General features: G+C 38.7%; 18 protein-coding genes and 4 tRNA genes. 12 read left to right on the top strand and 10 right to left on the bottom strand.

Annotation, left to right across the window (positions count from 1 at the left end; genetic code table 11):
• Nucleotides 1-151 precede the first annotated feature (151 nt).
• The 4 genes from ON09_RS13460 to ON09_RS13445 all read left to right on the top strand — a co-directional run bounded on the left by ON09_RS13460 (nucleotide 152) and on the right by ON09_RS13445 (nucleotide 887).
• Nucleotides 152-227: transfer RNA gene (locus ON09_RS13460), tRNA-Met, on the top strand.
• Nucleotides 228-307: 80 nt separating this feature from the next.
• Nucleotides 308-379, top strand: a tRNA-Glu gene (locus tag ON09_RS13455).
• A 280-nt stretch (nucleotides 380-659) separates the two neighbouring features.
• A tRNA-Met gene (locus tag ON09_RS13450) sits at nucleotides 660-735 on the top strand.
• A gap of 80 nt (nucleotides 736-815) precedes the next feature.
• Nucleotides 816-887, top strand: a tRNA-Glu gene (locus tag ON09_RS13445).
• A gap of 61 nt (nucleotides 888-948) precedes the next feature.
• Here ON09_RS13445 and ON09_RS13440 read toward each other — a convergent pair.
• Genes ON09_RS13440 through ON09_RS13430 form a run of 3 tightly spaced genes read right to left on the bottom strand, consistent with a single transcriptional unit; the run spans nucleotide 949 to nucleotide 3489 of the window.
• On the bottom strand, nucleotides 949-1194 hold the full coding sequence (locus ON09_RS13440; protein WP_010601589.1) for a hypothetical protein: 246 nt from the start codon (nucleotides 1192-1194) through the stop codon (nucleotides 949-951).
• Nucleotides 1195-1203: 9 nt separating this feature from the next.
• Nucleotides 1204-2205 (bottom strand): SPFH domain-containing protein, encoded by a 1002-nt coding sequence (locus ON09_RS13435; protein ID WP_010601588.1) that lies wholly within the window; start codon nucleotides 2203-2205, stop codon nucleotides 1204-1206.
• A 3-nt stretch (nucleotides 2206-2208) separates the two neighbouring features.
• Entirely contained in the window at nucleotides 2209-3489 is a 1281-nt protein-coding gene (locus ON09_RS13430) for a hypothetical protein (protein ID WP_010601587.1), read from the bottom strand.
• Nucleotides 3490-3762: 273 nt separating this feature from the next.
• Here ON09_RS13430 and ON09_RS13425 point away from each other — a divergent pair, with 273 nt between their 5' ends.
• From ON09_RS13425 to ON09_RS13415, 3 genes are all read left to right on the top strand, one after another.
• Nucleotides 3763-4203, top strand: coding sequence for a GNAT family N-acetyltransferase (locus ON09_RS13425; protein WP_010601586.1), 441 nt, complete (start codon nucleotides 3763-3765; stop codon nucleotides 4201-4203).
• 120 nt (nucleotides 4204-4323) lie between these two features.
• Nucleotides 4324-6588 carry an NHL domain-containing protein gene (locus tag ON09_RS24275; protein WP_010601585.1) on the top strand — a complete coding sequence of 755 codons (2265 nt, stop codon included), beginning with the start codon at nucleotides 4324-4326 and terminating at the stop codon, nucleotides 6586-6588.
• Nucleotides 6589-6668: 80 nt separating this feature from the next.
• Complete coding sequence (locus ON09_RS13415) at nucleotides 6669-6884, top strand: hypothetical protein (protein ID WP_010601584.1); 216 nt, start codon at nucleotides 6669-6671, stop codon at nucleotides 6882-6884.
• A 139-nt stretch (nucleotides 6885-7023) separates the two neighbouring features.
• Here the strand turns inward: ON09_RS13415 and ON09_RS13410 are convergent, their stop codons facing one another.
• On the bottom strand, nucleotides 7024-7395 hold the full coding sequence (locus tag ON09_RS13410) for a DoxX family protein (protein ID WP_010601583.1): 372 nt from the start codon (nucleotides 7393-7395) through the stop codon (nucleotides 7024-7026).
• A 98-nt stretch (nucleotides 7396-7493) separates the two neighbouring features.
• Between ON09_RS13410 and ON09_RS13405 the strand changes: the two genes are divergently transcribed.
• Complete coding sequence (locus tag ON09_RS13405; protein WP_010601582.1) at nucleotides 7494-7886, top strand: winged helix-turn-helix transcriptional regulator; 393 nt, start codon at nucleotides 7494-7496, stop codon at nucleotides 7884-7886.
• A gap of 137 nt (nucleotides 7887-8023) precedes the next feature.
• Nucleotides 8024-8557, top strand: coding sequence for a hypothetical protein (locus tag ON09_RS25480; RefSeq protein WP_010601581.1), 534 nt, complete (start codon nucleotides 8024-8026; stop codon nucleotides 8555-8557).
• 200 nt (nucleotides 8558-8757) lie between these two features.
• Here the strand turns inward: ON09_RS25480 and ON09_RS13390 are convergent, their stop codons facing one another.
• The 6 genes from ON09_RS13390 to ON09_RS13365 form a co-directional block, all read right to left on the bottom strand.
• Nucleotides 8758-9642, bottom strand: a complete 885-nt coding sequence (locus ON09_RS13390) for a glycoside hydrolase family 16 protein (RefSeq protein ID WP_238533678.1) — start codon at nucleotides 9640-9642, stop codon at nucleotides 8758-8760.
• A gap of 59 nt (nucleotides 9643-9701) precedes the next feature.
• Nucleotides 9702-11105, bottom strand: a complete 1404-nt coding sequence (locus ON09_RS13385; RefSeq protein ID WP_010601579.1) for a PKD domain-containing protein — start codon at nucleotides 11103-11105, stop codon at nucleotides 9702-9704.
• A gap of 11 nt (nucleotides 11106-11116) precedes the next feature.
• Nucleotides 11117-12625 (bottom strand): RagB/SusD family nutrient uptake outer membrane protein, encoded by a 1509-nt coding sequence (locus ON09_RS13380; RefSeq protein ID WP_029204335.1) that lies wholly within the window; start codon nucleotides 12623-12625, stop codon nucleotides 11117-11119.
• A gap of 10 nt (nucleotides 12626-12635) precedes the next feature.
• Nucleotides 12636-15992 carry a TonB-dependent receptor gene (locus tag ON09_RS13375; protein ID WP_039842414.1) on the bottom strand — a complete coding sequence of 1119 codons (3357 nt, stop codon included), beginning with the start codon at nucleotides 15990-15992 and terminating at the stop codon, nucleotides 12636-12638.
• A 212-nt stretch (nucleotides 15993-16204) separates the two neighbouring features.
• Complete coding sequence (locus ON09_RS13370) at nucleotides 16205-17377, bottom strand: FecR family protein (RefSeq protein ID WP_029204334.1); 1173 nt, start codon at nucleotides 17375-17377, stop codon at nucleotides 16205-16207.
• A gap of 351 nt (nucleotides 17378-17728) precedes the next feature.
• Nucleotides 17729-18307, bottom strand: a complete 579-nt coding sequence (locus ON09_RS13365; RefSeq protein WP_010601575.1) for an RNA polymerase sigma factor — start codon at nucleotides 18305-18307, stop codon at nucleotides 17729-17731.
• A 175-nt stretch (nucleotides 18308-18482) separates the two neighbouring features.
• Here ON09_RS13365 and ON09_RS13360 point away from each other — a divergent pair, with 175 nt between their 5' ends.
• From ON09_RS13360 to ON09_RS13350, 3 genes are all read left to right on the top strand, one after another.
• Nucleotides 18483-18785 (top strand): ArsR/SmtB family transcription factor, encoded by a 303-nt coding sequence (locus ON09_RS13360; protein ID WP_010601574.1) that lies wholly within the window; start codon nucleotides 18483-18485, stop codon nucleotides 18783-18785.
• Nucleotides 18786-18796: 11 nt separating this feature from the next.
• A complete protein-coding gene (locus ON09_RS13355) occupies nucleotides 18797-19897 on the top strand; it encodes an NADH:flavin oxidoreductase (protein ID WP_010601573.1) in 1101 nt (366 codons plus the stop codon).
• A gap of 250 nt (nucleotides 19898-20147) precedes the next feature.
• On the top strand, nucleotides 20148-21038 hold the full coding sequence (locus ON09_RS13350) for a pirin family protein (protein ID WP_010601572.1): 891 nt from the start codon (nucleotides 20148-20150) through the stop codon (nucleotides 21036-21038).
• Nucleotides 21039-21132: the final 94 nt, after the last annotated feature.

Genomic DNA, 21132 nt, shown 5'->3' with positions numbered 1-21132 from the left:
ACCTATTATACTAACAAAACCTGCTTTATGCGCCATTGAAATATTTTTTAAAAAAAATTTGCAGTACAAAGAAACGAATTATATCTTTGCATTCCAATTCGGAAACAGAGTTAAGGATTTAATTCAATTTTAATAAACGAGTTGTATAGAGTGCGGGGTGGAGCAGTTGGTAGCTCGTCGGGCTCATAACCCGAAGGTCGCACGTTCGAGTCGTGTCCCCGCTACCAAGTAGATTGACGATGGTAGATTTACGAATTTAGATTTGAAACAATCGTAATTCTAAAATCTAAACTCTAAAATTGAAAATGGCCCGTTCGTCTAGGGGTGAGGACGCCAGATTTTCATTCTGGAAACAGGGGTTCGATTCCCCTACGGGCTACAGGAATAACAAAAAGTTGATTTGAAGCGATACCGCTGAAGATCAACTTTTTTTCGTTTACAGGTATCGTTTAGTATCGTGCCTATCGGGAGTTTTGCTTCCCCTATATCTTCCCCCGTTTTATAAGGCCAATAATAAAATCAGCGGAACCAAAAATAATTCACTTAGAATCAAGCAGATAATTTAAATATTCCGAAAATATTGGCGAAGCCTTTTGAAAACTAAAAATAATATATACCTTTGCACTCCTTCAAACGAAGAATCTTTTGAAGATATAGAGTGCGGGGTGGAGCAGTTGGTAGCTCGTCGGGCTCATAACCCGAAGGTCGCACGTTCGAGTCGTGTCCCCGCTACCAAGTAGATTGACGATGGTAGATTAACGAATTTAGATTTGAAACAATCGTAATTCTAAAATCTAAACTCTAAAATTGAAAATGGCCCGTTCGTCTAGGGGTGAGGACGCCAGATTTTCATTCTGGAAACAGGGGTTCGATTCCCCTACGGGCTACGAAAAAGCGATTTGACAATTCAAATCGCTTTTTTTATTTACAGCAATCCACCTTAAATATTTATTGATCAATTCTGGGATGCGCCCGATTCCCTACAGATCTGTCATATCCTTTTGAAGGATCTTTAAAATAAAATCCATAACAAATAATAAGAATCACGATTGCAACCCCTAAAATAATTAAGGTGGCACTGCTCTTCAATATGGTTTGCAGGCTAACGATTTCTATTCCCCAAATCCGTAATCCGAATATACCTAAAAAGGCAATCACCAACAGAACGATAATAATTCCAATAATCTTTTTCATAACCAATCTTTAAAATCTACTTAACCAATCTTTCTTTTTTTGATCAAACTCATCTTGCGTAATGATGCCTTCATCCAGCAAAAGTTTAAGTTGCTGTAACTTCAATACGGGATCTGTGGAGGAGGAATCGATCTGATCATTTCTAATGGTATCAAAGGTTTTTCCAATCTCCATCCCTACGCCAAACTGCAAACCTGCACCAGCCAAACCTCCTTCGTTTCGGGCGGCATCTCTTAGCGCCCGTAATTTTTCAAGTTCCACATAAGTTAATCCACCTTCTCCCGCGGCCAAATTATCAGCAGTAATATTGGCTATTCTATCAATTCGCTCTTTGGTACCTTCATCAAACATAGTTCCGTTAAGCTTAAAATCAGTTAACATAAAACCTAGTTTGGCTACCTCACCATTTATTTGGTCTTTGATCATTTGAGATAGCTGAGGTAATTGCGCATCAATATTTTGATAAGAAACACCACTTTGGGCAAGTGTAGCTGCTATCCCCTGCGGAAATCTGCTTTGCAACATTTGTCTTGCATCTGCTACCAAATACTTGTCGGCAGAACCGATTACGTTGGTAAATAAATGCTTTGCATCAGCAATTGCAAATGAAAATGAACCATTTGCACCAAGTTCTACCGGAATTTTATAAACAGGATCTACATATTTTATTGCTTGAGCCGTTCCCCAACCCTGGTTTACGTTTTCAGAAGTGCGGTAAAAGTAAACTTTAAGCTTATGTTCACTTTCGAAAGCAGTACGTAATTTTAATAAGGTGGTTATAAATGGATGGTTGTCTGTTTCAAGGTCAAAAATTCCTTCAGTGGTAATTTCGTCGGTTAATTTTCCTTCATATACCAGAAGAGCACCTTGACCGGGACCAATAATTAACTTACTCGCATTTTTAAGCTCATCATTTGCAGACGGAAATTTATAAACCAAAATCTCCGGATTTTGATTATCCCATTCGATAACTTGAGATAATTGATTTTTAAAAAATTTTATAATTCCCATAACTTACTTGATTTTAAATTCTTTAATGAGTTTTCCATCCAATCCAATGGCAAGGAAAAAATTATATGAACCCACCACAAATCCATCTTTGTATTTGATACATTCATTAAAATTTTGATTCGTAGGAAAAGGATAAGTGAATATCAGTTTTCCATCTCTGGCATCGATACACTGAATGTTAGTTGGCGCCGATTCTGCTGCAGTTTTATTGGAGGTAATGATGACATAGTTATCATCACTGTACAATACTTTAGGGTTAAAATATAATCTTCCAGGCGTTAAATCGACATAACTACGCATGATATTGGTTCCAAAAGTTATATTTTTTTCATGAGTTGAAGCAGTTTCCTGCCATTCCAGTATCACGTTATCATCTGGCCCACCCTTGGTATCACGCTTGGTATATTTAAAAAGCTGGATTTTTTCTTCCGGATAGTCATCTGATTTATGGGAGAACTCAAATCTAGTTTGCAACACTTCGTTAGGCACCGCAACTTCTAACTTGCGTTTTTCCACATAAACCTCATCCATGGTATATATTTTATTTACCAATGGATAAAAGAAAACGTTTGTGCCTTCATTGCTCATTACATTAAAAGCTTCACCATAACTATCATAAGCAAACGCTGCATTTGCAATTCCACTAGCCAATTTTGCATGATCCTTAAATAAAGACTGCGTAACATCACTTGCCAATAAATTTTCTTTATCAATTTTATAAACCCTTTCTTTATTCGCTATACCGTAAAAGTTATCCCTGAATTGCTTTAATTCAAAATTGTTCCCATTCGATAGGCTAAAAGTTCCGGTTTTTTGTGTCTTGAGCTCTTTATCTGTTAACAGATCATAAAAACTTATATATTCACCTGTTTCATTTTCGTGATCATCCCCAGAATACCTTCTTACGCCCAGAACCACGACGATTGGCCGACCATCCTTATTGGCATAAGCGCTAACATCATTAGAATACCAACTATATTCCGCTCTTACATTTTCTTTCGCCGGGTAGCTTTTCTTACTGCTAAATAATGACGGTATAATGAGCGTAAAAAGAATGAATACCACTACCACACCACCGACTACTAAACCGATTCTTTTTGCTGTAGATGGATCAGAAAACGGTGTGGATGAATTGAAATTTATATTATGGTTGATATTGATGTCATCATTATCCAGATAATATTCTGTATTGCAGCTAGTGCATTTAAAATGATCGGCTTTGACTTCCGTTTTACCAATACTTCCGCAATGCGGACACTTAATTGCTTTAATTTGTTTAGCCATGTAAATGAGTGCTATTGATTCTGTATAATATCAGGAGGCAAGTTTAACGCCAATTACAAAGTATTTAACCCGAAATGTAAATACGTACCGAACAAATTATTATTCGCAGGGTTTATTCAAATAACCGTTAATACAGATTTTTTTACTCGAAAACCCACCTCAAATAATGTATAGATAATTGGATGATGCTAAGCATCAGCGAACTGAATACGCTGTTAGTTTTGAATTCATTTAATTTTACTCTTACCTGATTTAAGTTTATTTACCTCATCTATGAAAGAATTCGCCATTATAAAAATTACGTCTGAAACTTATCCGGAACTTATTCAAGTTTGGGAAGCTTCAGTTAGAGCAACACATGATTTCTTAAATGAGGATGATATTTTGAGCTACAGAGAATTGATTTTAAACGAATACTTTGATCAGGTTGATTTATATTCCATTAAGGAAAATAATATCATCGCAGGATTCTTAGGTTTAGCAGGTGATACCATACAGATGTTATTCATTCACCCTGGTCAGAGAGGCAAAGGCATTGGAAAAAAATTCATTGAATTTGCGATAACAGAAAAGCAGGCAAAGAAAGTGGATGTAAATGAGCAAAATGAGCAAGCCGTTGGTTTTTATAAACATTTGGGTTTTGCGATATCAGAACGTTTCGCTGAAGATGCAGCAGGCAAACCTTACCCCATTTTAGCCATGGCGTTACAGTAAACCCAACACATTATTTTAGACATGTGAATATTAGTAAACAATAAGTTGCAAGGGCAGTAAATAGTTTTAAAGAAAATCTACATTTTGTGTAGTTTTATATAACTACGAATAATCGCCCTCGTGAACAACCAAATAACATTATTTAGATTACTATTCTTCCTCCTACTTTTAGGCGGAGAGAATGTGCTGGCCCAAGCGCCAATAATAAGTTATACCTCTCCCCAAACTTATTTTACCGGTGTAAATATTGTTTCAACAGCACCAAGCAATACAGGCGGTTTGGTTCCTGCAAATATTTATCAGCAGGTTTCAACTTTTGCCGGAAGCGGAGCTGCCTCATCTTATAATGGAACAGGCTTATCCTCTGGATTTAATATGCCGTCGGGTATTGGCTCGGATGCGCAAAGCAATATTTATGTTTGTGACTATGGCAGTGGTGCTATCAGAAAAATAACGCCTTCTGGTTTGGTGAGCACCATTGGATATGTAGGTACGCCAACCGGATTAACAGCTGATGCGGCAGGAAACACGTATATTTCCAATTTTGACAATCACAGTATTCACAAGATCAGTACAACGGGGGTAAATTCGGTATTCGTAGGCGCTTCGGGTAATTTTAGCAGTCCGGGAGGATTGAATTTTGACTTGGCTGGAGACCTGTACCTTGCTGATCAGAAAAACAATAAAATCAAAAAAATATCGAGTACTGGTTTCGTAACCACTGTTGCCGGATCGGGTGCTACAGGCAGTTTAGATGGAAATGCGGCATCTGCAACATTTAACAATCCTGCTGGCGTTGCGGTTGACCGTGCAGGCAATATTTATGTTGCCGATGCTGGCAATAATAAAATCAGAAAAATTACACCTGCAGGTGTTGTTTCTACCCTCGCAGGTAATGGCACTGCAGGCAGCACTGACGGAACAGGGACCAATGCCCGGTTGTATTATCCTACAGGGATTACAATAGATCCCTTAGATAATTTATACATAGCAGATTACCGGAATAACCGAATTCGTAAAATCAGCCCATCAGGTGTGGTAACTACATTGGCGGGAAATGGTTCAGCAGGAAATTTGAATGGTGTCGGCACCAATAGTAGCTTTAACGGACCAATTATGCTTGCATTTGATGTTCAGGGTAATCTTTTTATTACCGATTTTCAGAACAACCTGATTAGAAAAATATCACTTACAGGGTATACCATCGACAAGAATTTGCCTGCAGGACTTGCCTTTGATGCCAAAACAGGAATAATTACAGGCACACCAATCACCACATCACCCCTAATAGATTACACAATTACAGCCTATAACCTTTTTGGCAGTAGTAGCACTGTTCTAAAAATTCAAGTCATTTCTGTTAATAGTATTGCTTTCCCTGAATTACCAGCAAAAACGCCTTGCGATCAGGATTTTGATCCTGGAGCATCCAGTGGTTTACCAATTACTTATACCAGTTCAAATACACAGGTAGCAGAAATTATAAATGGACGCATCCATATCAATGGAACAGGTTCCAGCACCATCACGGCAACTAACGGTGTTGAAACTAAAGAACAAATTCTGGTGGTTTCCGGCTATCAATTACCCTATGCTTTAATTCGCACGATTACCAGCACCGTTTGCGAGAACACCGCCGTAACTTTTAATGCCGCCACCGATAATATCGGGAGTAATCCTACATACATCTGGATGGTAAATGGTGTTCAAAATGCGAATAATTCGCCAACATTTACAAGCACAACATTAAGGGATGAAGATCAGGTTACGCTTCAGATTATCAACAATGACTATTGCATTCCCGTCGCTTCAGGCATATCGAATGTTATTAAAATGAGCATTTTAAAGAATGAAGTTTCCGCTGTTCGTATCGAATCGTCGGCCACAGGAGCAGTATGTTTCGGCAGACCTATAACCTTTAATGCAATAACAGATAATGCAAATCTTGTCGAATCGTATGAATGGTTTGTTAACGGCCTCGATTTAAATTTAAACAGCGCATCAATCACGCTTAATAATTTAAATGACGCCGACGAAGTAAGTTGCATGATCAAAAGTAATGGAAACTGTTTAACAAATCAGACCGCCTACTCAAATGTGATCAAAACCTCCATCAGAAATGATTGCGAAATTGTTGCGCTGAATTCTTTTAGTCCGAATGGTGATGGAGTTAACGATTACTGGAAAGTGAGCAGCGTTGGGGTGATGGATTTGGTAAAAGTATTTAACCGAAACGGAAGTGTTGTTTATAGCGCTATTGGATATAAAAACCCCTGGGATGGCACATCAAATGGAAAGCCGATGCCTATTGGTATTTATTATTATCTCATCATCACGGAGGGAGGAAATAAAAAAATATCAGGTAGCGTTGCGATCATAAAATGAATGAATCACTACAAAATGCAAATTTTTGAACTTTGGCGAATATTTGATGTTATTATTCAGAACTGATTAATAATTAAATAATGGCAAAGGAAAAAAAGAAAACTGCGAAAAAGAAAGACAGTAAGAAAAAAGACAAAAAGAAAAAGAGCGGCAAAAAGAACAAACTTGGCGTTAAAAACTCGCTGGTAAATAACATCAATGCCCGCAAAAAGAAGGGTAAATCTCGTTCTAAAAAGAAATCGAAGATTAGCAAAAAAGCTTATAAAAAAATGCAAAAAGGCTGGAAGAAAAAGTAGGCACCAGATATTGCATCATGCGGTTGACGTTAGGAATCGCAAGAGTTAGCGACAATTTTTCATTGAAGTTGTAGCAAAGCGAAGACCGGGAAGCCCCACTCGAAATCCATTTTTTAAGGATTTCGAGTGGGGCATAATATTAATTAGCTACTTTAATTTTGTGATAAGTAAAATAAGATAGGGCCAAAACGAGCAAAAATATAATTGGTCCTACCTGGTTGCTTGTCGGATCGCCAGATGCATGATGTGCAATGAAAGCAGAAATAAAAGTAAAGGCAAAACCTGCGTAAGCCCACTCTTTAAACTGTGTCTTAATCGGGGCAATAAGTAGTATTGCACCTAAAATTTTTGCGATAGCAAGCTCAATCCTGAAATAATCAGGAAAGCCTAAGTGTCGAAACCCTTGTTTAACTTCAGGATTTACAAAATAAGAATAAGCGGAGAAAATCATCATTAGCGCAACGAGTCCAGTTGTAATCCAATAGATAATCTTGATGGTTTTTGTGTTCATTGTTTTTTTTATACAAATTTATATCACAGAACTATCAAATAGATACTACTTTCCCAAAGGATAGCAGTATCCTTTGGGAAAGCCTTTATCTTTACGTCATGGCATTTGGAAGAGAACATCATACAAAAGAAACCTGCAACGCTAGTTTGAATGCAGTTAAAGATGCACTTTATGTTTTAAACGGGAAGTGGAAATTACCCTTAATCATTTCCATGCAAGATGGACCAAAGCGATTTAATGAAATTCAAAAGTCACTTGGAGAGATTACGCCCAAAATCCTGTCAAAAGAACTAAAAGACCTGGAATTGAATGAGTTTGTGATTAGAAAAGTGTATTCTACTACACCAGTAACGGTAACTTACGAACTGACAGAATATAGTGGCTCATTAGATAAAGTGATTAATGAATTGAGGAGTTGGGGCATGCAACATCGTGAAAGATTGGTGACCAGCAGAAAAACCGAAGCGGTTTTAGAAGATATTGAGCACTAGTTTTTAAACCTTTCGCATCTTCCTTTCCAAATCTGTATCTAACCACAGACGAGCATCCATTATGTGTCTGTAAAGTTTAAATTTTGTATTTACATGATTATCTGTAATATCAGTTATCTTTGCAGAAAATAGAAGCGATGGCAGTATTACATAAAAAAGAAGAAAAAATTCAGGCAGTGTTGGGTAGGTTGCCTAAAAAATATACAGACGAGCAATTCGTAGAAATGTTTATCAGACTTTATTCGAAAGATTGGGGCAAAATTAAATCAGCTTACATCAAACAATCGCAGGATAAAGAGCCTGGTCATGTGATTAATATGCCAAAGCCCGAAGTTTATTTGAAGCAGATTCTAGCCATCTATTTGCAAAATGTTGATACTCCGAAAGTAGCTGAAGTTAAAAAAGAGGCCGCTGTAGAAACTTCTGCAGAAGCACCTAAAAAAGCTAAAGCACCTGCAAAGAAAAAGGTAGTTGCTGAAGAGGCTGTTCCTGCTGAAACTAAAAAAACTAAAGCGCCAGCAAAAAAGAAAACTGAAACAGTTGAGGAACCTGTTGCAGAAGTAAAAAAGGCAAAAGCACCTGCTAAGAAAAAGATAGTTAGTGATGAAGAAGCACCAGTTGTAGAAAAGAAACCAAAAGCCGCAGCAAAAAAGCCGGCAGCAAAAAAATAAAAAAATTTTCAGCCCTGTATAATAAATTACCTTTTTGGTTGTTTATATATATGAGAGCGTTAATTTAGATGACGGGGATAGGTCGGTATGATTTATCCCCGTTCTTTTTTGGCAATATTTATCATCAAATTCGAATAGTCGGAAAATGAAAAAAGCCGTTCCAGATGGAACGACTTTAACAATCAAACTTAACCAGCAAATTACTTATCTATCATTTTATAATAACGAACATAATCTACATCCATTTTTTGCGGCCAGATAGAGGTATCAACTCCCATTGCTCCACCCCAATCGCCACCTACAGCAATGTTTAAAAGCAAATGGAAACGTTTGTCAAAGGGCCAAACTTTGTAACCCGTTCCTTCATTTGCAAATTCAAAAACTTTAACGTCATCAAAATAGCCCCGTACCGCATAAGGAGTCCAATCCACACGATAAAGATGGAATGCTGTACTTACACCATCTATTTTTTTTGTGCTCGATTTTTGGGTATTGATTTTGAAATAGTAAGCTTCGGTATGCGTAGTGAAATGAACCACATCCTGATCGTAACCCACGTGTTCCATAATATCAATCTCTCCTGATTTTGGCCAATCGCCATAAAAACGATCAGTTGGCAACATCCAAATGGCCGGCCATGTACCTTTTCCCGATGGCAGTTTTGCTTTAATTTCGAAACGGCCATACAAAGCATCGAGTTTATTTCTGGTAACCATACGGGCAGATGTATAAGCCATGCCGCCCATGTTTTCTTTCTTAGCCGTGATGGTTAAAATACCGTTAGCAACCTGGGCATTGTTAGTAGTATTGGTATAAAACTGCAGTTCGTTATTGCCCCAGCCACTTCCACCGGTATCATAATCCCAATTACTACTCAATGGTGCCCCTGTATTCGTAAATTCATCAGCCCAGGTTGGTGTAGCTTCAAATGTCCAGCCCTTATCAACCGGCGGACCAGCGGGAGTAGGCGGTACATAAACTGGTCCGTCGTCTCCTGTTTTTTTCGAACATGAACTCAATGCAATCATCACAATTGCCAATGCCGCAAAACCCCTCTTCATTAATTCATTCATTGATCTTTTCATAAGGTAAATTTTAAACGATCAGCTTATCCTTTTTTGGATAAACTGATCATAAAGCAACTCTATTTAAATTCGAAATCATCGATGTAAAAGATGCCCGGATTTGGATGACCTTCGCCACCAAGCTGAACCACAATTTTATCATACAATGTTTGTGCACTGATGCCAGAGAAATTAAATTCGAGTTGTGTCCAGGTGTTATACTGAACTGTAGTGAGTGTTTTTACAATTTCAGTTTGTGTTTGCCATGCATTACCACCCAATAAAGAGTTTTGTAATTTCACAGAAACTGTTGCAGGTGTTTTAGTAAAATCATTTCCGCTTGGGAAGAAAACTTTAAGCCTGATTTTGTTGGTGGTCGTCAGATTGAAACGGTATGGAAGGGTAACATTTAGGTTTCCATACTGCCCGTCGGCACCGGTTCTTTTCTCGTAGTAGCCCACTTTTGCTGAGGTATTCACCGGAAACTTTGCAGGATTATCGTAAGGTCTTACAAAATCCACATTTTCAGCGGTCCAGGTAAAATTAGCAGTAGCTTGAAAATCATCGCTTAGGTTGGCCGCCTGCAATGGTTTTTGAACCACTGGCCTTACATATCCTTTCTTCACCAGTTTTAAGTACCAGGCATTACCGGCATTTGCTTTATCCAAGCAACGCAACCACATTTCATTTTCATTTAACGATAAAATCTGGTATTGAGACACACCCAAATAATAGCTGATAAAACCTCCGCCAGAAATGGTCAGGTATTTCACGCCATTGGTTTCAGTTACCAACCAGGTTAAATTGGTTGGCGGTGTATAATTTACGGTCGGATCGCTCGATGCTGCTGGTCCGCCAATACCCGGCGCATTCGCCGCATTGGCAAAAGTTGTTCCTTTATTATCGTAGGTATATTTTAACGCATTCATGTTAAAGGTCATCTCGTCATCGTAAAATCCCAAACCATTTTTTTCATCAGCCGCAGCCTGATACCAATCTGGCCCCTGAGAAGTTACCGGACCAACACCTAAATGACCGGCAGACTTCTGATCGATTACCCAGGTAAAGCCCGCTGCATTTGATAAACCTCCGGATAATGTCGTAAAAGCCGGATCAGTTAACATGGCAGGATTAGTTGCCGCAATGGTTACAGCTTTGGTGCTTGATACAGAACCACCAGCAGTAACAATGGTTAATTTTACGTTGTATGTTCCAGCCAGCGGGTAAGATGCACTAACCGTATTGCCATCTGCAGTGGCGCCATTGCCAAAATCCCAAATGGCTTTAAAACCCGGTGATTGGTTAACCAAAGTAACAATATTGGCATTTGTAGCCGTTGGCGTAACTGTAAATTTCACCTGATCTGCTGTTGGCGCAGCATCCAAATCCTTATCTGTATTTTCTTTTTTGCAAGCGCTGAAGCTTATTACAAATAGCAGGCATAAAAATCCGGCTGTTTGTTTAATGATATAATTTAATTTCATGATACTTCTAATTAATTATAGCCTGGATTTTGTTTAATAACACCTTTTGTTAAGTCGATTTCTTGCTGTGGAATAGGTAACAATTCACTTTTACCAGATTTATAACCAACTGAACCCAAGGTGGCGACTGCCCTATTCGAACGCACCAGATCGAAGAAACGGTGGCCTTCAAACGCAAGCTCTAAACGGCGCTCGTTGTAAATATTATCTAGTGTTGCAGGCACAGCCGCTAAACCAACTCTTGCCCGAACTGCAGTTAACAATTCCAAGGCTCGTGTGGCATTTCCACCTGATCTTACTAAAGCTTCAGCCTCCATTAAATAGGTATCAGCCAGGCGGATTTCAATTTCATCAATCGGCCAGTTTAATTCAGCAACACCACTGTTTGAGCGATAGGCCTTTAGTGGTGCATATTTTTTGATGAAATAATCGGTGTTTTGATAACGGGCATTGTAGGTTCCGCCGGCGGCTTTCAAGGCTGCGCCATCTATAATTGAAGTAGCAAAACGTGGATCGGCCTTCATGGCGTTTACCAAATCCAATGTTACCGGACAAAAACCCCAGCCAGCAGAATAGGTATCGCCATTATAGCTATCCATACCAATAAATTGTGGTGCAACATTACCTTCACCACCATTCACCCAACCCCAATCTCCCCACGCAGATAATGTAGAATGAGGGATTTCTAAAATAACTTCTGCGTTAAACTTGTTATCCGGACGGAAAATATCTGCATAGTTTGGCAGCAATGCATAACCGTATTCATTGCCGGCTTTATTCACATCATTAAATAGTGTTGCGGCCTCAGCAATTTTGCCATTATCATTCTGGTAAAGTAAAACCTTGCCTAATAAAGCTTTTGCCGTTCCTCTTGAGATTCTACCTTTTTCATTCGAAGCTACAGTAGCTGGCAAATTAGGAAAGGCTTCTCTTAAATCTTTTTCTACCTGAGCATAAATTGCGGCAGGTGCAGCTTGTGTTTGCGTATACAAATCGGCTGTTGGAATTTGCTTTGTAATCAATGGAACGTTACCGAAAAAACGAACCAGATCGAAATAAAAATAAGCCCTTAAAAATTTTGCTTCAGCTGTTACCCTTGATTTAAAGGTGGCGCTTAAAGTAGTTGCTTTCTCAATTTTTTCTAAAATGATATTGGCACGGTTTACGCCAGTAAAGTTTTTAGACCACAATCCAACCTGAGGCCCTAACCTCGAATCCATATTGAAGTTATCATAGGCTACCCAACCTGGCTGATCGGAAGCGTTTCCACCACCAGCCCAACAATCATCAGACGCTGCACTTAACAAAGGTTGCTTCATGGTGTAACCTCCACTTGTGCCCCATTGCATTACATCATAAACAGCAACTAAACCCTGATATACTTCCGTTTCGTTGCGATAGAAATTTTCTTCTGTCGCGGTGCCTTTTGGTGTTAACTCCAAAAAGTCTTTTTTGCAGGAAACTGTTAACTGCATGATCGCCAAAACGGCTATCGAATATTTTATATGTTTAATTTTCATATGAGTATTATTAAAATCCAACATTAACACCTACAAAGAATGATCTTGCCTGTGGATAGAAACCGCGATCGACGCCTAAGCTTCCACCACCGATTTCAGGATCGTAACCATTATATTTAGTTAAAGTAAACAGGTTATTGGCCATTACATAAAACTTCAGATTATCAATTCCTACTTTGTTAACCAACGTTTTTGGCAATGTATAACCCAACTGAACATTCTTTAACCTGAAATAAGCGCCGCTCTCCAGAAATAAACTCGAAACACGACTGTAGTTTTTATTTTCATCAGCCAAGGTAGCACGAGGAACAGTGTTACTTGTTCCTTCCCCAGTCCAACGGTTTAAAATATTGGTGGTGTAGTTTGATGGACTTAAATCAAATCTCCTCAAACCATTAAAAATCATGTTACCTGAAACGCCCTGACCGAAAATCGAAACATCAAAGCCTTTATATTTTGCTGAGAACGTTAAGCCATAAGTGAAGTTCGGATTTGATCTTCCAAGGAAAGTTCTATCAGCATCGCTGATCAAACCATCGCCATTTAAATCCAAAAATTTAATGTCACCAGGTTTTGCGTTAGGCTGAATCAACGCTCCGGCACTGTTTTTATAATTATTGATATCGGCCTGGTTTTGAAATAACCCGGCAGTTTGATAGCCGAAGAACGAATCAACAGATTGTCCAACCGCCACACGTGTTACTTCTAAACTTTGAGGTGTAATGGTTTGTCTGCTTGGTAAATAATCCTTATCCGCTCCTAATAAGGTTACTTCGTTTTTAATGAATGATGCATTACCTGCTACCCTGAAACTCACCTCACCAACCTGTTTATTCCAGCCCAGTTCGATCTCAAAACCGCGGTTATATAAATCGGCTGTATTGGCATACGGACCAGAATTACCTACATAAGAAGGAACGACCTGCTGTAACAACATACCATAAGTTTTCTTATTGAAATAACTGGTTGATAAAGTAATTCCTTGAAATAAAGTTGCATCAAAACCTAAATCAAACGATGAATTTTCTTCCCATTTTAAATCAGGATTAGAAAGTGCATTTGGGCTAACACCATTGGTTAAAGCCTGGCCAGATGCTGTTCCTAAAGAATAATTACGACCACCACTAACTGTTGCCAAATAACTGAAATCAGGAATTGCATCGTTACCGTTGATACCGTAAGAGCCTCTGAATTTTAAGAAAGTAACAATGTTGTTTTTCGGCCAGAAATCTTCTCTCGAAGCTACCCAACCAGCAGAACCTGAAGGGAAGTAACCATATTTATTATTCGGACCAAAACGTGATGAACCATCTCTACGAACGATACCCGTGAATAAGTATTTTTCATCATAGTTATAAATAATCCTTCCGAAAATAGAGTTTAATGTATTTTGATATTCCCCACCATAAAAATCAGAATTGGTTCTGGCTACCGGAAACTGTAATGATGCATCTCTGATGTTATCCACCGGAATACCTTCTTTGATACCGCCGTTGGTTTCGCCTTTATTTTTTTGAGCTGAATAGCCCACTAAAGCCGTGATGACATGTTTACCTATGGTTTTGTCATAGCTCAATGTATTTTCAAGCGACCAGAATAAACCTCTGTTGCTATCTCTGGTAAAGGCTGTTAAAGTAGATTGATTAATTGAGTTCAGGTAGTAAATCGGGCGGAAAGATTGTCCTCCCCAGAAAGCCAAATCCACACCACCTGTACTTCTTAATTTTAAACCTTTTAAAAATTCAACTTCAACGAAAGCATTTCCTACCACTTTATCACTCCAAGAATTGCCTTGCGCTACCTGTAAAGCAGCAACCGGATTTAATACCTCAGATTGTGCGTAATCAGAAATTCCATAAGGGAAACCAGCCTCATTTCTAACCACAGGGTTATTTAAATATTTTGGCAAACCGTATTTAGCCGGGTCCATTTCAACAACCGGAGTAATCGGATCCATGTTAATTGCCCTGCTTAATGGCGAACCATATTCTGTATTGGTACTCACACCGATAGAATTGATCCTGGTATAACCTATCGAATTTCCAAATTTGATGTTTTTGGTAATTTTATGTTCAAAGTTAAATCGGGCGGTAAACCTTTTAAATTTCGAGTTGGATGTAGCCACAATACCATCCTGATCAAAATAACTGAATGATCCATAATAGATCGATTTATCATTACCACCACTCATGTTTAAATCGTGGTTCTGAATCATTGCCTTATTATTAAACACTGCATCCTGCCAATTAGTTCCTTCGCCATATTGTGCCGGATTAGGGAAACGTACAGCAGTCACACCATCCGCCAATTGCGATTCATTATAAATCGTAGCATATTGTGTTGCATTTAACAAATTTAAACGGGTGGTAGGAGCTTGTGTACCAATGTAATTATTGTACTCCACACGCACCCGGCCTGTGTTTGAACCTTTTTTGGTAGAAACAATAATTACTCCATTAGCAGCCCGGGTTCCATAAATGGCGGCCGATGCAGCGTCTTTTAACACCTCAATCGATTCGATGTCTGATTGATTTAAATACTCAATACCGCCGTAAATCACTACACCATCAACAACGTATAATGGGTTCGCGTTGTTAATGTTAGCAGTACCACGAATACGGATGGTTCCACCATCGCCCGGCTGACCAGAACTTGTAGTTACAGTAACACCAGAAGCACGTCCTTGTAACGATTGCTCAATTCGCACTACAGGCATATCTTTTAAGTCAGTGGCTTTCACCGAAGCGATAGCGCCGGTTACCACACTTTTCTTTTGCGTACCGTAACCGATTACCACTGCATCTGCCAGTAAACCCGCCTGCGGACTTAACGTGATGGTTAGGCCATTTGACGCAGTTACTTCTTTGTTTTCGTAGCCGATGTAGGAAATCACTAAAGTTGCACCCTCGGTTACATCTCTTAGTGTAAATGAACCGGTTTCATCGGTTACTGCTCCTAAAGTAGAGCCCTTAACTTTTACACTTGCACCTGCCATTGGCGCTCCCTTTTCATCTACCACTTTCCCTCTGATATCAACGAAAGAACGGATGATTAAAGGCATGCCCTCAATGGCTTTACGATGGATGATAATGGTGTTATTTTTTATCGTATAGCCTAGGGGCTGTTCGCTAAATATTCTTTTTAAGGCCTCTTTAATATCTGTGTTTTTAATTTCGATGGTAACGGGTCTTGCTTCTTTTAATAAATCAAGATCATATAGAAAATTATAGCCTACATCCTTGTTGATCTTGCGAAAAACCTTAAGTAGTGACGTATTTTTTTCTGATAATGTTACGTTTTGTGCATTAGCAGCCCCGTAACTGAGCTGTAGAAAAGAAGTGATTAGCAAGACAAAAGTCAATTTCATAATCAACAGAAATTTAAACAGGCGCCCTTTAGGTTGGGGCAACCATTCAGTATAAAAATTCATATATTTGGTTATTAGGTTTGGAATAGTTGTATCTCACAATTTTACGATTAGAATAAAGCCTTAAATATGGCCGGGAGCGTTGCCGCGCTTCCGGTTTTTTTAGTTAGGCATATTCTAATAAATCATCAAAAAAGATGAAGAAAGTAGAGTTAAGGCATAACTAAAATCCTCCTTCCTTCAATTTTAAAATGTACAGCTCCTGTTGTCTGAAGCATGTCTAAAACTTCGTTTACACTGTTGAACCGTGATATCCGCCCACCGAAATTTTTATTGATTTTATTTCCCCGATAGTCAATTTCAACATCGTACCAACGGGCAATTTTATTCATAATGGTTGCTAAGTTTTCTTCATTGAAACTGAAAAATCCTTCCTTCCAGGCTACAGCTTCTTCCGCATCCACCTCAGAAATAAATACTAAAGGCGACAACGAACTGATTGAAGATTGCTGACCAGGTTTAAGTAACCCTACTTTGTTCGATTGCAAATTTTTAATTCTAACGCTCCCTTCAAGTAAAGTTGTTTTGTTACTCGGTTCATTGCGATAAGCATTAATATTGAAGTGCGTACCCAACACTTCAACCTCTTGATTTCGACCTGCACCCAATTCTGTTTTAACTTTGAACGGAACCCGATTGCCTTTTTTATCCAGACGTTTAGCCACCTCGAAGTAAGCTTCTCCTTTCAGTTCTACCAATCTTTTTGTTTGATCAAATGCTGCCGGATATCTTAATGATGATTCTGCATTCAGCCAAACTTTGGTTCCATCAGGAAGATTGATTTGGTATTGACCACCTCGCGGCGTTTCAATGGTATTGTATAAGTCTTTTTTACCTGCCGATGCAGTGGCAACAGTGTAAATTAGCTCCCCGTTTTTAGTTTTAGTGATATTTATTCCAGCTTGCTTAGCAATTACGCCATTTGAGGCATCGGTAAGTGAAATCTTCGAGCCATCGCCTAAAGTTAAAGTTGCTTTGTTACCTCCAGGATGAATAACTTTTTGATGAATTTGATTCACTAAATTTTCACTTTGAACATCTTTTTGAACTTCGCGTTTGATAACAATTCCGATAACGAAAAGCACAACCGCAGCAGCAGCTATTTTAAGCCAAAGCATCTTACTTTTTCCAGCTTTAATGTTGGTCTCTTGTTGAATGGCCAACCAAATTTTTTCACGGGCATCCGTTAACTCCGCCTGGTCAACGTCAGAATTTTGTTTTGAAAGCTCTTTCAGGTGCCATGATTCTACCAAAGTAATTTCCTCTTTCGTACAAAGCCCGGCGCTGTATCTTTCTAAAAGTTTTGCAACTTCCTCTTTATTCATTTCAAAATATTTGGCTATTAAATACATGTAGGCTGAGGAATGCCCAGGTAGTAGATGAAATGAAAATAATTTTTATTTTTTTTAATTTTCAGAAAAGCAGGGCTTGCATTTCATTTTAATGTTTGTTCCTGCCACATGCTCATACGCCTTCAGGCCTTAAGCGCAGGGCCGGTATCCGCCATGTCAGGTTTAGAAATGAATTGATGTGCACAGACTCAGGTTTCCTAAACCCGATTGTCGCGATCATACTTTTTGTTGTAATAATTTTAATGAAGCACCAACTTTGACAAAAAGATTAAAGCAAAAGCGGGACTAAAGAAACCGATAAGCAGGAATTTGCTTTTTAAAAAATTACTTAATTAATAAGATGATGGCCAATAACAAAAATGAAGTTAATTTCAGTCGCAAAACCTTAAGCGCATTGCTCATTTGTTTTTTAACGGTTTTATCAGACAAGTGGAGAATTTCGGCAATTTCTTTCTGCGTTAAATGCTGCCGGCGACTCATTTCAAAAATTACACGCATTTTCGATGGCAGCAAACTCACCTCTTTTTCAATCAAAGCTGCAAATTCTTTTTCCCGGATGTAATCATCGGTAACATAATCTCCCTTTTGAGAAAAATCTTCTAACGACTGTAGATAATTTGTCCGGGATTTATTTTTATCCAGCCAATCGAAAATTTTATAACGCACTGCAGTGTACAAATAACTGGAAAGCTGAGTTTTAATTTGAATGTTGGGGTTGCTCCACAGGTAAACAAAAATCTCCTGAACAATGTCCCTAGCATCTTCCCGATCGGGAACCATTTTGCAAGCGTAGATATATAACAAGCCATTAAAGCGCTCGTAGATTTCCTCGAAAGCACATTTATCTCCATCCTGCATGAGGACGAAAAGTTCATGATCCGTTAATGATTGATAAGTGGACATTTGGTTAGAATGATTAAACGAATGTAAGAAATAGTTTCGCTTAAATCCTAACAAAATTTAATAATCAATTTTATGAAAAAACGTTTTACAAACGCTTATCAGGCACTTTTACATAGTATTGTAAAATTGAAGCGTATAATTGGTATATCGGGAAAAGTCGATATACATTTGCATCATGGATCAAGTAGAGATTTTCAAAGCCTTATCAAATAAAACACGCTTACAAATATTAAACTGGTTAAAACAACCGGCAGAAAACTTTCCTGATCAGCCAAATGCCGATTTTGAAAACGTTGGGGTTTGTGTGGGTCAAATTCAAATGAAAGCTGGTTTGTCTCAAAGTACCATTTCCGAATATCTTTCCATTTTGCAACGGGCAGATTTGGTTTGTGCCACCCGCGTAGGGCAATGGACCTACTACAAACGCAACAAAGAGGGCCTGGAAAAATTAAGTAAAATCATCAATACAGAATTATAAAACAGAATAATATGAACACAGATAGTTTATTTAAGCCATTTAGCTTAAAAACATTAAACGTAAAAAATAGAATTGTAATGGCTCCGATGACTCGGTCGTTTTCTCCTGATGGGGTTCCGACAGATGCAGTGGCAGACTATTACACAAAAAGAGCCGCAGGCGAAGTAGGGTTAATTTTATCTGAAGGAACGGTAATTAATCGCCCTTCTTCATCTGCCGATCCGAATATTCCGCATTTTTATGGCGACCAGGCACTGGCTGGATGGAAAAAGGTGATTAATGATGTGCATGGTGCCGGCGGCCAGATGGGCCCACAAATCTGGCATCAGGGCATTTCAGCCAATCATGCTTCTGGCTGGCTGCCAAGCACACCTTTCGAAGGTCCTTCGAGTTTTAACAGTCCGGGATTTGAAAACGGCGTTCCGATGACTGATGCTGCGATTGCAGATACCATCGCTGCATTTGGTCAGGCTGCAGCAGATGCAAAGGCTTTAGGTTTCGATACGGTTGAAATTCATGGTGCACACCAATATTTAATTGATCAGTTTTTTTGGGATGCCACCAACAATCGTACAGACATTTATGGAGGCAAAACATTGGCTGAGCGTACACGTTTTGGTGTAGAAGTGATTAAAGAGGTACGTAAACGTGTTGGCGAAGACTTCGCTTTAATTATTCGCTTATCGCAATTTAAACCTGCTGCTTACGATTTTAAACTTGCTAAAAACGAAACGGAAATGGAACAATGGTTAACGCCATTGGTTGATGCCGGAATTGATATCTTCCACTGTTCGCAACGTCGTTTTTGGGAACCAGAATTCGAAGGATCTGATTTGAACTTTGCGGGTTGGGCCAAAAAAATAACTGGCAAAGCAACAATTTCTGTGGGGTCAGTTGGCTTAAACGGTGATTTCTTTGGTGCTTTCGCAGGTCAGAGTTCAGAGCCAAGTTCATTAGACGAATTGGTACGCCGAATGGATCGTGGAGATTTTGATTTAATCGCTGTGGGTCGTCCTCTATTATCAGATCCAAACTGGGTTCAAAAAATCAAAAACAACCAAATGGATGAACTGAAAGGTTTCAGCAAAGAAGCATTAGCGGAGTTGGTATAATTTTTCTTTTTAATATATAGTTCAAAAGCATCTCAGCAATGAGGTGCTTTTTTTGTATTTGTTTTTGTTGCTGCCTGCGCTCGTTTTTAACGAGCGCAAAATAGCGAAGCGATTTAATTGCTCTTATCAAAAAACTGAACATTTAAATATCTCCAAGTCGACTGAGATAACAATGAGCCGCTAATATGTGGTGCCGAAGCTAATTGAAATAAATTTTATTAAATTCACATTTTAAATAAGAGGAAATCTCATGTCGAACATTTCAATTATTATCGAAGAAAGACCAGCGAATATTGGCAATTTTATGGTGGGTAGATTACTGCCTTTCAGAGAAAAAAGAATGGTTGGTCCATTTGCATTTATTGATCATATGGGACCAGCGGCAATGAGTGATCATGAGAATTTAGACGTACCCCCTCATCCACATATTGGTTTATCAACCTTAACTTTTCTCTTTGATGGAGAAATTGAACATCGTGATAGCTTAGGAACCGACATCATTATTAAACCTGGGCAAGTAAACTGGATGACTTCGGGAAGTGGAATTGCCCACTCGGAAAGAACGCCCGAATACTTGCGCCATACTGATAAAATACTTCATGGTTTACAAATTTGGGTAGCCTTACCAAAAGCACTGGAGCAAATGGAGCCGGAATTTTTTCATGTTGAGGAAAAAGATATACCTAGCTGGGAGCAAGATGGCGTGAATATTAAGTTAATTGCCGGTGAAGCGTTTGGTAAAAAATCCCCGGTTCCGGTTTATTGCCCACTGTATTTTATTGAAATTAAAAGCACAAAAAGGCAAAAGCTAAATATTGGCGATCATCTTTTTGGTGAAAGTGCATTATACATTTTAGAAGGCGGCATTGAAAGTGACGGGCATTTATTCGAACCTAAGTTGATCCTCATTGCCAACGACGCCAAACTTTGTGAATTTACCATGCTGGAAAATACTACCGTATACATTTTTGGCGGTGAGCCCTTTCCTGAAGAAAGATTTATTTACTGGAATTTCGTTGCGTCGGATAAAAACCTGATTGAAAAAGCTAAACAAGACTGGTTGGAACAGAAGTTTAAGCCCGTTCCCGGAGAAACTGATTTTGTGCCGTTACCGAATCAAAATCCCCATTTGAAAAAGTAAGGATATTTAAGATTCACACTCATATCACTGTCATTCTGCTTGCAACCAAGAATTCCTATCTTATTAGCAGTTCCTAAAAAAAATCGTAAAAAAA

The sequence above is a fragment of the Pedobacter agri PB92 genome (assembly GCF_000258495.1).
Classification (GTDB): domain Bacteria; phylum Bacteroidota; class Bacteroidia; order Sphingobacteriales; family Sphingobacteriaceae; genus Pedobacter; species Pedobacter agri.
The sequence above is the reverse complement of the archived record's forward strand: the minus strand, read 5'-3'. Positions and strand labels throughout refer to the sequence as shown.

Excerpts from the sequence above, each read along its gene's own strand:
- ON09_RS13440 (WP_010601589.1), bottom strand. The coding sequence starts at position 1,194 with ATGAAAAAGATTATTGGAATTATTATCGTTCTGTTGGTGATTGCCTTT.
- ON09_RS13380 (WP_029204335.1), bottom strand. The coding sequence starts at position 12,625 with ATGAAAATTAAACATATAAAATATTCGATAGCCGTTTTGGCGATCATG.
- ON09_RS13410 (WP_010601583.1), bottom strand. The coding sequence starts at position 7,395 with ATGAACACAAAAACCATCAAGATTATCTATTGGATTACAACTGGACTC.
- ON09_RS13430 (WP_010601587.1), bottom strand. The coding sequence starts at position 3,489 with ATGGCTAAACAAATTAAAGCAATTAAGTGTCCGCATTGCGGAAGTATT.
- ON09_RS13415 (WP_010601584.1), top strand. The coding sequence starts at position 6,669 with ATGGCAAAGGAAAAAAAGAAAACTGCGAAAAAGAAAGACAGTAAGAAA.
- ON09_RS13360 (WP_010601574.1), top strand. The coding sequence starts at position 18,483 with ATGGATCAAGTAGAGATTTTCAAAGCCTTATCAAATAAAACACGCTTA.
- ON09_RS13435 (WP_010601588.1), bottom strand. The coding sequence starts at position 2,205 with ATGGGAATTATAAAATTTTTTAAAAATCAATTATCTCAAGTTATCGAA.
- ON09_RS13405 (WP_010601582.1), top strand. The coding sequence starts at position 7,494 with ATGGCATTTGGAAGAGAACATCATACAAAAGAAACCTGCAACGCTAGT.
- ON09_RS25480 (WP_010601581.1), top strand. The coding sequence starts at position 8,024 with ATGGCAGTATTACATAAAAAAGAAGAAAAAATTCAGGCAGTGTTGGGT.
- ON09_RS13370 (WP_029204334.1), bottom strand. The coding sequence starts at position 17,377 with ATGAATAAAGAGGAAGTTGCAAAACTTTTAGAAAGATACAGCGCCGGG.
- ON09_RS13390 (WP_238533678.1), bottom strand. The coding sequence starts at position 9,642 with ATGAAAAGATCAATGAATGAATTAATGAAGAGGGGTTTTGCGGCATTG.
- ON09_RS13385 (WP_010601579.1), bottom strand. The coding sequence starts at position 11,105 with ATGAAATTAAATTATATCATTAAACAAACAGCCGGATTTTTATGCCTG.
- ON09_RS13355 (WP_010601573.1), top strand. The coding sequence starts at position 18,797 with ATGAACACAGATAGTTTATTTAAGCCATTTAGCTTAAAAACATTAAAC.
- ON09_RS13350 (WP_010601572.1), top strand. The coding sequence starts at position 20,148 with ATGTCGAACATTTCAATTATTATCGAAGAAAGACCAGCGAATATTGGC.
- ON09_RS13375 (WP_039842414.1), bottom strand. The coding sequence starts at position 15,992 with ATGAAATTGACTTTTGTCTTGCTAATCACTTCTTTTCTACAGCTCAGT.
- ON09_RS13425 (WP_010601586.1), top strand. The coding sequence starts at position 3,763 with ATGAAAGAATTCGCCATTATAAAAATTACGTCTGAAACTTATCCGGAA.
- ON09_RS13365 (WP_010601575.1), bottom strand. The coding sequence starts at position 18,307 with ATGTCCACTTATCAATCATTAACGGATCATGAACTTTTCGTCCTCATG.